Annotated in this window: 13 protein-coding genes, 1 pseudogene and 1 riboswitch; of the genes and pseudogenes, 1 reads left to right on the top strand and 13 read right to left on the bottom strand. The window is 67.4% G+C overall.

The annotated features are described in order from the left end of the window. Positions 1 to 278 precede the first annotated feature (278 nt). Positions 279 to 923 (top strand): TIGR03085 family metal-binding protein, encoded by a 645-nt coding sequence (locus ABIE00_RS15005; RefSeq protein WP_354263369.1) that lies wholly within the window; start codon positions 279 to 281, stop codon positions 921 to 923. Between the two features lie 72 nt (positions 924 to 995). Here the strand turns inward: ABIE00_RS15005 and hisF are convergent, their stop codons facing one another. The 13 genes and pseudogenes from hisF to def form a co-directional block, all read right to left on the bottom strand. Further along, positions 996 to 1,772 (bottom strand): imidazole glycerol phosphate synthase subunit HisF, encoded by a 777-nt coding sequence (hisF, locus tag ABIE00_RS15010; protein WP_307027100.1) that lies wholly within the window; start codon positions 1,770 to 1,772, stop codon positions 996 to 998. A gap of 48 nt (positions 1,773 to 1,820) precedes the next feature. Further along, positions 1,821 to 2,681 carry an ATP phosphoribosyltransferase gene (gene hisG / locus ABIE00_RS15015; RefSeq protein ID WP_331574743.1) on the bottom strand — a complete coding sequence of 287 codons (861 nt, stop codon included), beginning with the start codon at positions 2,679 to 2,681 and terminating at the stop codon, positions 1,821 to 1,823. 58 nt (positions 2,682 to 2,739) lie between these two features. Further along, positions 2,740 to 3,003, bottom strand: a complete 264-nt coding sequence (locus tag ABIE00_RS15020; RefSeq protein ID WP_003801526.1) for a phosphoribosyl-ATP diphosphatase — start codon at positions 3,001 to 3,003, stop codon at positions 2,740 to 2,742. 134 nt (positions 3,004 to 3,137) lie between these two features. After that, entirely contained in the window at positions 3,138 to 3,620 is a 483-nt protein-coding gene (gene ribH, locus ABIE00_RS15025; protein WP_003801528.1) for a 6,7-dimethyl-8-ribityllumazine synthase, read from the bottom strand. 18 nt (positions 3,621 to 3,638) lie between these two features. Then, positions 3,639 to 4,340, bottom strand: a complete 702-nt coding sequence (gene ribA / locus ABIE00_RS15030) for a GTP cyclohydrolase II (RefSeq protein WP_354261558.1) — start codon at positions 4,338 to 4,340, stop codon at positions 3,639 to 3,641. Next, the gene (gene ribB / locus ABIE00_RS15035; protein WP_354263371.1) at positions 4,337 to 5,008 is read right to left on the bottom strand and encodes a 3,4-dihydroxy-2-butanone-4-phosphate synthase; all 672 of its coding nucleotides are present in this window, start codon (positions 5,006 to 5,008) and stop codon (positions 4,337 to 4,339) included. The genes ribA and ribB overlap by 4 nt, the downstream gene beginning before the upstream one ends. Before the next feature lie 65 nt (positions 5,009 to 5,073). Next, a complete protein-coding gene (locus ABIE00_RS15040) occupies positions 5,074 to 5,715 on the bottom strand; it encodes a riboflavin synthase (protein WP_354261560.1) in 642 nt (213 codons plus the stop codon). Beyond that, positions 5,715 to 6,812, bottom strand: coding sequence for a bifunctional diaminohydroxyphosphoribosylaminopyrimidine deaminase/5-amino-6-(5-phosphoribosylamino)uracil reductase RibD (gene ribD / locus ABIE00_RS15045; RefSeq protein ID WP_354263373.1), 1,098 nt, complete (start codon positions 6,810 to 6,812; stop codon positions 5,715 to 5,717). Before ribD ends, ABIE00_RS15040 begins: the two co-directional genes overlap by 1 nt. Before the next feature lie 50 nt (positions 6,813 to 6,862). After that, complete coding sequence (gene pnuC / locus ABIE00_RS15050) at positions 6,863 to 7,591, bottom strand: nicotinamide riboside transporter PnuC (RefSeq protein ID WP_354261562.1); 729 nt, start codon at positions 7,589 to 7,591, stop codon at positions 6,863 to 6,865. Positions 7,592 to 7,686: 95 nt separating this feature from the next. Beyond that, a riboswitch (FMN riboswitch) is annotated at positions 7,687 to 7,835 on the bottom strand. 132 nt (positions 7,836 to 7,967) lie between these two features. Next, the gene (rpe, locus tag ABIE00_RS15055) at positions 7,968 to 8,624 is read right to left on the bottom strand and encodes a ribulose-phosphate 3-epimerase (RefSeq protein ID WP_354261563.1); all 657 of its coding nucleotides are present in this window, start codon (positions 8,622 to 8,624) and stop codon (positions 7,968 to 7,970) included. Between the two features lie 55 nt (positions 8,625 to 8,679). Next, entirely contained in the window at positions 8,680 to 10,305 is a 1,626-nt protein-coding gene (locus ABIE00_RS15060) for an RsmB/NOP family class I SAM-dependent RNA methyltransferase (protein ID WP_354261565.1), read from the bottom strand. Next, positions 10,302 to 11,223, bottom strand: a pseudogene (gene fmt, locus ABIE00_RS15065) (methionyl-tRNA formyltransferase). The gene ABIE00_RS15060 and the pseudogene fmt overlap by 4 nt, the downstream one beginning before the upstream one ends. Next, positions 11,220 to 11,819: a peptide deformylase gene (gene def, locus ABIE00_RS15070; RefSeq protein WP_354261567.1), complete on the bottom strand. Its 600-nt coding sequence runs from the start codon at positions 11,817 to 11,819 to the stop codon at positions 11,220 to 11,222. Before def ends, fmt begins: the two are co-directional and overlap by 4 nt. Positions 11,820 to 11,931 lie beyond the last annotated feature (112 nt).

Consider the following 11,931-nt stretch of genomic DNA (forward strand, 5'->3'; position numbering starts at 1 on the left):
AGGGTGTTGCCCTGCCACAGATGGAGTTTTCTTGTTCGCTCCACTGCAGCCTTCCGGCTTATCCCCGGAAGCAGACCAAACTCGTCTGATGATGCGCTGGAGCCAGTTGCGTGCACTCCCCCTGCAAATACTTGGTGCATCAGCTTGGAAAAAGCTTGGAGTTTCTTGAAGCGTCTCGCGTTCCGGAAAGGCCGCGGCAGCACGGCGAAGAACGGCACAAATTCACCGTTATCACCAGACTGCGCAACTCCACCGGGGACGTGCTAGTTTTCCAAGTGATGCATTTCGTCGATCCGTCCCGAGAAGTCCTGGCCGAGACCCTGCTGGCGGCCGGTCCTGACTCCCCCACGCTCTGCAAGGGCTGGAAGACCAGAGACCTCGCAGCACACCTGTACCTGCGTGAGCGGAAGGCTGCCGTCGGGCTGGGCCTGATCATCAAGAGCCTGTCCAAGGCTTCCGACAAGGCAACAGCGCGCCTGGCCGGAAAGCTCAGGACCGCCGACGACTACGCCAAGCTTGTGAACTCGTTCCGCGCGGGACCGCCGGCCCTCTCGCCCATGAAGATCAAGGCGCTGGATGAGAGCTCCAACCTGATCGAATATTTCGTCCACACGGAGGACGTCCGGCGCGCCGTTGACCGCTGGGCACCCCGCGCCCTCGACCAGGAGTACTCGGACGCCCTCTGGGATGAGCTCGTCAAGCGGGCAGCCATCCTCTACCGCGGCGTGGACCTCGGCATCGTCCTGGTCAGCCCCTCCGGCCCCCGGCACGTGGCCAAGCGCGCGCCCGTCTCCGTGGCGATCGTGGGTGAACCCGGCGAGCTGCTCATGCATGCCCACGGCCGCACACGCCATGCGCTGGTCACCTTCGAAGGCCAGCCGGACGCCGTCGCCCTCCTCCAGTCGGCAGAGGTAGGGCTGTAGTCCAACTGACTCGCAGTTGTTGTCGTTATGCGCGCTCAAAACGACAACAAGTGCGAGTCAGTTGGGTGGGGACTAGCGGACCTCGAAGCCGGCGTCCCGGATGGCGGTCTTGACCTGGGACATCATGTCGTCCGGGCCCCAGTGGAAGATCGACGCCGCGAGCACTGCATCCGCCCCGGCCTGGACCGCGGGCGGGAAGTGCGCGGGTTCACCGGCGCCGCCGGAGGCGATGATCGGAACCTTGACCGCGGACCGGACCAGCCGGATGAGCTCGAGGTCGAAGCCGTCCTTGGTGCCGTCGGCGTCGATCGAGTTCAGCAGGATCTCACCGACCCCGCGGTCCGCCGCTTCCTTGGCCCAGGCGATCGCATCGATTCCGGTGCCCTGGCGGCCACCGTGGGTGGTCACCTCAAAGCCGGACGGCGTGGGCTGGGATCCGGGGCGGACGCGCCGTGCGTCCACGGACAGCACCAGCACCTGGGAACCGAAGTGCCGGGTGATTTCGTCGATAACGTCGGGGCGTGCCACGGCGGCGGTGTTGATGGAGGCCTTGTCGGCGCCGAAGCGCAGCAGTTTATCCACCTCGGCCACGCCGCGGACACCGCCGCCGACGGTCAATGGAATGAACACTTCCTCGGCGGTGCGGCGGACGACGTCGAAGGTCGTTTCCCGGTTGCCGGAGGATGCGGTCACGTCCAGGAACGTGAGTTCGTCGGCGCCGGCGTTGTCGTAACGGTGGGCCAGTTCCACGGGGTCCCCGGCGTCGCGGAGGCCTTCGAAGTTGATGCCCTTGACGACGCGGCCGGCATCAACGTCCAGGCAGGGAATGACGCGGACGGCTACAGCCATGACTTCTCCTGTTGTACTGCTGGTGTGTGCTGTCGGAAGGAAACCGGGTCAGATCCGGCAGGCGTGGATGCTGCTGACCAGGATGGCGCGGGCGCCGAGGTCGTACAGCTCGTCCATGATCCGGTTGGTTTCCTTCTTGGGCACCATGGAGCGGACGGCCACCCAGTCAGAGTCGCGCAGCGGCGAAACGGTAGGTGATTCCAGGCCGGGGGTAAGGCCCGCGGCCTTTTCCACGAGTTCCTTGCGGATGTCATAGTCCATGAGCACGTACTGGCGGGCCACCAGGACGCCCTGCAGGCGGCGGATCAGGACGTCGATTTCCTTGGCGGTGCCGTTGGCAGCTCCGCCCTCGCCGGTGCGGCGGATGAGGACCGCCTCGGACTTGAGGATCGGTTCGCCGAAGATCTCCATGCCGGCGGCCTTAAGGGTGTTGCCCGTTTCGACGACGTCGGCGATGGCGTCCGCGACGCCGAGACGTACGGAGGATTCCACCGCACCATCCAGCCGGACCACCTTCGCCTTGATGCCGCGCTCGGCAAGATAATCCCGCAGGAGGCCGTCGTAGCTGGTGGCCAGGCGCTTGCCTTCGAGTTCCTCCACACCGCTGAAGTCGCCGATCGGTCCGGCGAAGCGGAATGTCGAGGCGGCGAAGCCGAGCGGAAGCAGTTCCTCAGCCTCCACCTGCGCGTCCAGCAGCAGGTCGCGGCCGGTGATTCCGACGTCGAGCGTTCCCTGCCCGACGTAAACGGCGATGTCGCGGGGGCGGAGGAAGAAGAACTCGATGTCGTTGTCCGGGTCCACCATGACCAGCTCGCGGCTGTCCCGGCGCTGGCGGTAGCCCGCCTCGGAGAGCATGGCGGAGGCGGCTTCGGACAGGGATCCCTTGTTGGGTACGGCTACACGCAGCATTAGGAGGTCTTTCTGGTTTGGAAGTTTGGGTCAGGCAAGCGGGGCCACGCAGAGGCGGCTAGAGATGCTTGTAGACGTCTTCCAGGCTGAGTCCTTTGGCGAGCATCAGGACCTGCAGGTGGTACAGGAGCTGCGAGATTTCCTCAGCGGCGGCTTCGTCGGATTCGTACTCGGCTGCCATCCAGACTTCAGCCGCTTCCTCCACGACCTTCTTGCCGATGCCGTGGATTCCCGACTCCAGTTCGGCGACGGTGCGGGAGCCCTCGGGGCGGGTCGCTGCCTTCTCGCTCAGTTCTGCGAACAGCGTCTCGAAATTCTTCACGCCCTCCAGCCTACTTGCTCGGGGCCGGAGCCCGCCTGTCGGGCAGTTCCATGACGGCGGGGATGTGAGCGATTACACACATCGTGTGCTTGCGCCCGCACCCCCGCCCCTCCCTGGAACTGGGCAAATGTTCCTTAGTAGTTCTTGAGCAACAGGGCCGTGGAGAGTGCCGCTGTGACGGCCTCGTGTCCCTTGTCCTCCGAGGATCCCGGCAGTCCGGCCCGGTCCAGGCCCTGTTCTTCGGTGTCGCAGGTGAGCACGCCGAACCCGACCGGAACGCCGGTGCTGACGCTCACGTCGGTGAGTCCCGACGTCGCGGCCTGGCAGACGTAGTCAAAGTGCGGCGTTCCGCCGCGGATGACGACGCCGAGGGCCACGACGGCGTCAAAGTGCGGTGCCAGCCGCGCGGCAGCGACCGGAAGCTCAAAGCTGCCAGGGACGCGCAGCACCGTCGGCTCGTTGATGCCGGCGTCCTTGGCTGCGCGCAGGGCGCCGTCCAGGAGTCCGTCCATGATCTGGGTGTGCCAGCTTGCCGCGACGATCGCCAGCTTCAACTGCGAGGTTTCCGCGGGGTCGAGGGTGGTGAGGTCAATCTGGGGTGCGCCGTGTCCGCTCATTGAGTCTTCGTGATCCGTTCAGTCTTGTTCGTGGTCAAAAGTGTCAGTGCCGGTGCGGGGCAGGCCCGCGGTCTCGGTGTCGAGGGTCAGCAGGTGGTCCATGCGGTCCTTCTTGGTCTGCAGGTACCGGAGGTTCTGTTCCCGCGACGGCACCTCGGTGGGCACCATCTCGACGACCTTCACGCCGGCCGTGGCCAGGCGGTTCTGCTTATCCGGGTTGTTGCTCAGCAGCCGGATCTCGTGCAGGCCCATTTCGGCCAGGATCTGCGCCGCAGCTTTGTAGCAGCGGGCGTCCACGGGCAGGCCCAGCTGCTCGTTGGCCTCGACGGTGTCGAACCCGGCCTCCTGCAGGGCGTAGGCCTTGATCTTGTTGGCCAGCCCGATGCCCCTGCCTTCCTGGCCGCGGAGGTACAGCAGCGTGCCGCCGTTCTCGGCAATCATCTCCAGGGCGTAGGCGAGCTGCTCGCCGCAGTCGCAGCGGTAGGAGCCAAAAACGTCCCCGGTGAGGCATTCCGAATGCAGGCGCACCAGCGGCGCCTTGCCGTCCTTGGGTGCGTTCGGAGAGCTGACTGCCAGGTGTTCGGCGCCGGTCACCAGATCGGTCCAGGCCTGCGTCACGAAATCACCGAACGCCGTGGGCAGCTGGACCACGGGGCCGCTGCTCACCGGATGCGGCTGCCGTCCATTGCTGCTCGGTTCCGCTTTCTGATATGCCGTCATCGTGTTTCCCCTTCTCCGGCCGGACTGACTTCCAAAGTGCTCTCCTGTGAAGATACACGGTGGTCAGCTCCCAGATAGGCAACCAGGTCCTCAATCGAGATCAAGGGGCAGCCGTGCTCGGCAGCAAAAACCCGGAGTCCGTCCAGCCGCATCATCTCACCGTCGTCGTACACCACTTCGGCGATCACGCCCACCGGCTCAAGGCCGGCGAGCCGGCAGAGGTCGACGGCCGCTTCGGTGTGGCCGGGGCGCTCACGCACTCCCCCATTAACGGCCCGCAGCGGGAAAATATGCCCGGGACGGGTCAGCGTCTCCGGCCCGCTGGCCGGATCGGATATGACGCGGGCGGTCAGCGCCCGGTCGGTGGCCGAGATGCCGGTGCTCACTCCGGTGGCGGCGTCGCAGGAAACGGTGTAGGCCGTGCCCTTCGAATCCTGGTTGACCTCCACCATGGGCGGCAGTTCCAGCGCGTCGGCACGGGCTCCGTCGAGCGGCACGCAGATAACGCCGGAGCTGTAGCGGATGGTCCAGCCCATGAGTGCCGGGGTGGCGTGCTGGGCGGCGAAGATGATGTCGCCTTCGTTTTCGCGGTCCTCGTTGTCCACCACCAGGACCGGCCGGCCGGCCGCCATGGCACGGACAGCGTCCTCGATCGGGTCCAGGGTCACATTGCCGGGGGCAAGCCCGGCCGAAGCCGTGCCGGAAACCGTCGCGTCAAGCTTTGCCGTGCCGCTCACAGCTGCACCTCCGAACCTGCCGTGCCTTCAGCGCGGAAAGCGAGCAGCCGTTCGGTGTACTTGGCCAGCACGTCCACCTCGAGGTTGACCCGGGCACCGGCCGGCTTGGCTCCGAGCCCGGTGTCGGCCAGGGTGGTGGGGATGAGCCCCACCTCGAACCATGGCGCCGTTTCGGCTGCCGGGCTGACCGCCGTGACGGTGAGGGAGACGCCGTCGATCGCGATGGAACCCTTTTCCGCGATGTACCGTGCAAGCCGCTGGGGCACGCCGAAGCGGAGCCGTTCCCAGTTTCCCTGCGGCTCGCGTTCGAGCAGTTCGCCGACGCCGTCCACGTGGCCCTGGACGACGTGGCCGTCAAGGCGCCCTCCGGCGGGGACGCAGCGTTCCAGGTTGACGGGGTCGCCCGCGGCGAGCTCGCCGATGGTGCTGCGGATGAGGGTTTCGCCCATGACGTCGACGCTGAAGTCCTTGCCGTCGATGGCCGTGGCCGTCAGGCAAACGCCGTTGACCGCGATGGAGCCGCCCAGCGGCAACCCTTCAGCGGTTCCGGGGGCGTGCAGGCGCAGCGTTGCGCTGGTGTCCCCATTCCGGTCCACGGAGAGGACCTTTCCCTGTTCGGCGATAATTCCGGTGAACATCAGTAGCCTCCCATGGCTGTGTCCGCTCCTGTGCGGACAGATAGTGAATCGGTTGACGTTGATTGTGTTGCTGTTGGCTGGAACCGGCTGGCTTCCTCCGGGAGCAGGTGAAGTCGAAGGTCCCTGCCGAGGTACTGGACCGCGCCGCCGGACGCGGCGTCCCATTCCCAGCGCTGGGCCGCCGCCAGCGTTCCGATGCCCAGGCCGTTGAGTGCGGGTGTTCCGGAGCCCAGCAGCGTGGGCGCCAGGTAGACGATGAGCTCGTCCACGAGGCCCTCGGCCAGGAAGGCGCTGAGGATCCTCGATCCGCCCTCCACCATGACGTGCCGGGTCCCGGCCGCGAACAGCATGGCCAAAGCCTCGTGCGGGTCCCGGGTGGGAAGGTGCAGGACCTTGCCGTCGTCGCCGCGTACCGCGGCATCCTCCGGCACGTCCCGGAGTCCCATGACCGCGCGCAGCGGCTGCTTTCCGGTGGTTTCGCCGTTGGCGTCGCGGGCCGTCAGGCGGGGGTTGTCCACCAGGACTGTCTGTGTACCCACGAGTATGGCGTCGATCCGGTTCCGGATGCCGTGGTTGTCTGCCAGGGATTCAGGGCTGGAAATCCACTGGCTGGTTCCGTCCTCGGCCGCGATCCGGCTGTCCAGGGTCTGGGCGATGTGCAGGGTAACGAACGGGCGCTTGGCGTCGACGGCCTGGAACCAGCGCCGGTTCAGCTCCAGCGCACGTTCGGCGGCCAGTCCGCTACGCACGCTGACTCCCGCAGACCGCAGGGTGGCGGCACCCCCCGCGGCGGGATCATGGGGGTCGTCGACGGCGTACACGACGTTCGCTATCCCGGCGTCGATGATGGCCTGGGCGCACGGTCCCGTGCGGCCCACGTGGTTGCACGGCTCGAGGGTGACCACCATCGTGGACCCGGAAAGGTCGACGCCGGAGCTGATCGCCGCCGCTATCGCGTCGGCTTCGGCGTGCGCGGTGCCGGCACCGCGGTGGTAACCCGTGGCCAGCTGGCGTCCGTCAGGTCCGACGACGACGGCGCCCACGAGCGGATTGGCGCCCCGGGGCCCCTGCAGGGCGGCTTCCAGGGCCGTGTCCATGGCAGCTGTTTCAGCGGCGGTGAAGGCCGTTACCGGTGTCTGGGCTGCAGTCACCTGGTCACCGCCGGGTCCGGGAAGGCGGTCTCAACCTTGACGGTCGAGGGGTCGGCGACGGTCGTGGGGTGAGCCTGGGCCTGGGTCCGGGACGCCCGCCACCAGACGATGAAGCCGGCCAGGGTGAAGAAACCGTAGAACAGGTACATGAAGGCGCTGGCGAAGTACCCGGCGCTGAAGAGCAGCGGAACGCCCACCACGTCCACGGCAACCCAGATCAGCCAGAACTCGGTCCAGCCGCGGGCCATGCCGTAGGTGGCCAGGAGCGAGCCCATGAAGGTCCAGGCGTCGGCCCACACCGGCGGGTAGGAGCCCAGGGAGTCGAAGAGCGGGGTGAGGGCAGCGGTTCCGGCCACCAGCGCGAGTACCAGCGCCACACGGGTCCTGGCACTGGCCCAGGCGGGGGCGATCGCGGTCGAGGATCCTGCCGCCCGGCGGCTCTGCTGCCAGCGCTGCCAGCCGTAGACGGCCACGATGATGAACATGACCTGCCGCCCGGCCTGTCCCCACAGCGTGGCGGGCGTGGCGGAGCCAAAGACGTTGCCCAGAAAGACTGTCAGGAGGAGCAGGTTGCCGGCGATGCCTGCCGGCCATGCCCAGACCTTGCGCCGCATGCCGCCGAGGGCACTGGCCAGGCCAAAGGTGTTTCCCAGCACTTCGCGGAGAATGAGCACTGATCCGCCCACGGGGATCTGTGCCTCGAAGAGCCAACGCAGGATGTCCATGCGTGCGTGTCGTTCCTTCCCTCAAGAGCCGAGACTGCTCCGGGGGGATACGACAGCGAAACGCAGCGGCGTTCTGGAACGCCACAAGTACAGCTGTACGTGCTTCTCTCATCCAGACTTTAACTGTCGGTACCGGAATTTCACCAGTTCAACCGTCCGCCGGGCTTCCATAACGGAAACGCCGGCTCGCGGGTCGCGGACTATCACCGCCGGTTCGGACTTACACCGACCCCGGAGCACGTATTGTGTGTTGCTATTCTGACACAACTTGGCGGGTGCCCAGGCTATTCCCGCTACAAACCGTCATGCGGCCGTCATGGAGGCCGGCTGCGGCCGCCGTGACGGCGCTCCTGGGGGCAGGACCCTGTTCCCGTGGCTAGAGGCTGCCGGCCTTGCGCAGCCGGTCGATGGCGTCGGCGGGATCCGCGGCCCCGTAAACGGCCGAGCCGGCCACAAAGACATTCGCGCCGGCTTCCGCGGCACGGACGATCGTTTCCTCGGTGATGCCGCCGTCGACCTGGATGGCCACGTTCACGCCTGACCCTTCGATCGCCGCTCGGGCGCGGCGGATCTTGGGCAGCGTCAGGTCAAGGAATGCCTGCCCGCCAAAACCGGGCTCCACCGTCATGATCAGCAGCATGTCCAGCTCGGGAAGCATGTCCAGGTACGGCTCCACCGCCGTAGCGGGACGCAGCGCCATCCCGGCCTTCGAACCCCGGGACCGCAGCTCACGGGCGAGCTTTACCGGCGCGATAGACGCCTCGGCGTGGAACGTGACGGAAGCAACGCCGGCGTCCGCGTATCCGGGTGCCCAGCGGTCGGCGTCGGAAATCATGAGGTGGGCGTCCAGCGGAACAGGGCTGACCGCCTGGATCCGCTGGACCACGGGAAGCCCCAGGGTGAGGTTGGGGACAAAGTGGTTGTCCATCACATCCACATGCACGGAATCGGCGTTCCTGATTTTCTGCAGCTCGGCTTCGAGGTTCACGAAGTCGGCGGAGAGGATGCTGGGGTTGATGCAGCACTGCGTCATGCGGGGTCCTTTCGCGGGACGGATTTCCGGGGATACGGGGTCAGTCGGTGGGAACTCAGCGCTTGCGGCGGATCAGGGCGAGGAACATGGCATCCGTGCTGTGGATGTGCGGCCACAGCTGCGCGGTCTTCTCATGCCCCGCGCCCAGGCCGCGGCCGAGGCTGACGGAGTCCAGCGCGCTGCCGGCATCCAGGAGTTCCAGGTCGTCCCGCTTCCGCAGCGCGTCACTGACCACCGCGGTGGTCTCGGCCGGGTGTGGCGAGCACGTCACGTAGGCCACCACGCCGCCGGGCCGGACGGCCGCCAGGGCAGAATTAAGGAGTTCGCGCTGCAGCGGTCCCAGATCGGCAAGATCCTTGGGCGTGCGGCGCCAGCGGGATTCGGGCCGGCGGCGCAGGGCCCCGAGTCCGCTGCAGGGCACGTCGACGAGCACACGGTCAAAGGCCGCCGGCTGCTCGGATCCGAGGTCGCGGCCGTCGCCGGTCCGGACGGTCCAGACGTCTGACGGAACCGCGGACAGTGCCTGGCTGACCAGTTTGGCCCGGTGCGGCGCGGGCTCGTTGGCCAGCAGTGTGGCTCCGCGTTCGTTTGCCAGTGCGCCCAGCAGGGCTGCCTTGCCGCCCGGTCCGGCGCAGAGATCGAGCCAGGCCTCCCCGGCGTTTTCTGCGGTACCGCTGTCAGTTCCTGCCTCGAGGCTGGCTGCCGCCAGGGCCCGGGCCACCAGCTGGGAACCAACGTCCTGCACACGTGTAGTGCCGGACCGGACGGACTCCAGCCGGCCGAGGTCGCCACCGCTGGACAGCGCGGACCCTTCCACCAGTTCGCCGGGGATGGCACCGTTCTCTAGTGCCTCGTCCAGGCTTCCCAGCCCGGGGAGCGCCACCAGGTTGACGATGGGGGCTGCGTTGTCCGCTTCCAGGAGGTCGTTGATCTCGCCGACCGGCCGGCCGTGAGCCACGAGCGACTGCCGGAGTGCACGGACAATCCATTCGGGATGGGCATAGCGGACGGAAGCAACTTTGTTCTCGTCCTGCTCGCCGGCGACCAGCTCGTCCAGCCACTCGTCCAGGCTGCGGGCGGTTACCTTGCGGAGCACGGCGTTGATCAATGTGGACGGGCCGGCGCCGATGACTGCACGGGCCAGGCCGACGGTCTGGTCAAGGGCCGCATGCGCGGGGACGCGCATTGCCAGCAGCTGGTGGACGCCGATGCGCAGGGCATCCAGGACCGCCGGATCCAGCCTGTCCAGGGGCCTGTCCACGCAGCGGCCGAGGATGGCGTCGTAGGTGCCCTGGTTGCGCAGCGCGCCGTAGCTGAGTTCGGTGGCGAAACCCGCGTCCCGCCGGTCGAGGCCGTGCTGGCGGATGCGCGCCGGGAGCACGAGGTTTGCATAGGCGTCTTCGGCAGCAACTGCACGCAGCACTTCAAAGGCCACCAGCCTGGCGGGGTCTGCCCTGCGGGTGCGCTGCGACGGTGCGTTCCCGGTGAAGTTGCGCTGCGGGCCGCGGTTGCGCTCCCGGCCCTGGGCGTTGCGGCGGCTGGCGCCGCCCCCGCCGCGGCGCTGGTCGGAGCCGCCCGTACCGGAACCGCCGGCACCTGAACCGCGTTGGTCTCCTGAACCGCGCTGGCCACCGCGGCTTGGCCGCCCCTGTCCGGATCCGCTTCTGCCGGAGTCACTCATTGGAATACCACGCTTTCGAGGGAAGACTGGCCACGCGCCCAGTCGGCTGCGGCCATCATTTTCTTGCCGGCAGGCTGCACGTTGGTGAGTTCGACGGCATGCGAACCGGTGCCCACCACCACGCTCTTGCCGGCCAAAACCAGTTGACCCGGCTGAATGTCGGTCACGTCGGGACGGAGCCGCACCGGTTCAAGCTTCAGCCGCTGGCCCTCAAGGGTGGTCCAGGCCCCCGGTTCGGGGTGTTACACCGCGTGCGCGTCGGCCGACGGACAGGGCCGGCTCCGACCAGTCGATGCGGCCGTCGTCGATGGTCAGCTTGGGCGCCAGGCTGACTTCTCCCTGCTGGGGAATCGGCGACGCGGCGCCTGACCCAACGGCGGACAGTGTCTGCGCAAGCAGGACGGCGCCGCTGTGGGACAGCCGTTCAAGCAGCGCCCCGGAGGTGTCCTCCGGACCCACGGCTTCGGTCAGCGTGCCGATGACGGGACCGGTGTCGAGCCCCTCCTCGAGCTGGAAAGTTACGGCACCGGTGATGTCGTCGCCGGCGATGACGGACCGCTGCACGGGCGCCGCTCCGCGCCAGGCCGGCAGCAGTGAGAAGTGCAGGTTGATCCAGCCGTGCCGCGGAATGTCCAGGGCCGCCCGGGGCACAAGCCCGCCGTAGGCGACGATCGCCGCTACATCGGGACGGGTTTCGGCGATCCGTTCGGTCACGGCGGAGTCCACCCGGGACGCGTGGATGATGTCGATGCCCAGCTCGGCCGCCCGGGCAGCAACGGGCGACGGCGTGAGGACACGTTTGCGTCCCACCGGCGCATCCGGCCGGGTCAGCACCGCGACGATCTCGAAACCGGCGGCCACCAGCGCATCCAGCGAGGGGACAGCTACGGACGGTGTTCCAGCAAAGAGGACCCTCATCCGGCAGCGCCGAAGCTGCCGGATCCGGTTGCCGCGCCAAAGCTGCCGCCGCCAAAGCTGGAGCCGACGGTCTTGGCACGCTTGGCAGTGGTCTGTTCCGTGATGGAGTCGTAGTTGGCGTTGCGGATCGAACGCAGGGCGGCCTTGCGGTCTTCGCCTTCGAGCCGGTCGGTGAACAGGATGCCGTCAAGATGGTCGGTTTCGTGCTGGAAGCAGCGGGCAAGCATGCCCTCCGCCTCCACCGAGACGGGGTTGCCGTTCATGTCGACCCCGGTCACCCGGGTGCTGCGGTATCGGCGGACCGGGAAGCCCAAGCCCGGAATGGAGAGGCATCCCTCCACCTCATCCGGCTGGAAGTCCTCGCTGTTTTCCAGCACCGGGTTGACGATGTGGCCTTCGACGCCGCCGATGCGGTACGTGAAGACCCGGAGGCTGACGCCGATCTGGGGTGCGGCCAGGCCTGCGCCCTCCACGTCCTCCATGGTTTCGGTCATATCGGCAACGAGCCTTGCCAGCTCCGGCCCGAAATCCGTGACAGGGTCGGCAACCGTGCGCAGCACGGGATCGCCGATGATACGGATATTCAGAATTGCCATGTGCAGTCATTTCCTCACGGTGAACGGGTACGGGATCCAGTCCAGTTTAGTTGCTGCGGCCTGGCCGGCGCAGATGAGGGCGGGAGCCGGCCGGACCAGCCCCGTCCTCTGG

The sequence above is a fragment of the Arthrobacter sp. OAP107 genome, assembly GCF_040546765.1.
Taxonomy (GTDB): domain Bacteria; phylum Actinomycetota; class Actinomycetes; order Actinomycetales; family Micrococcaceae; genus Arthrobacter.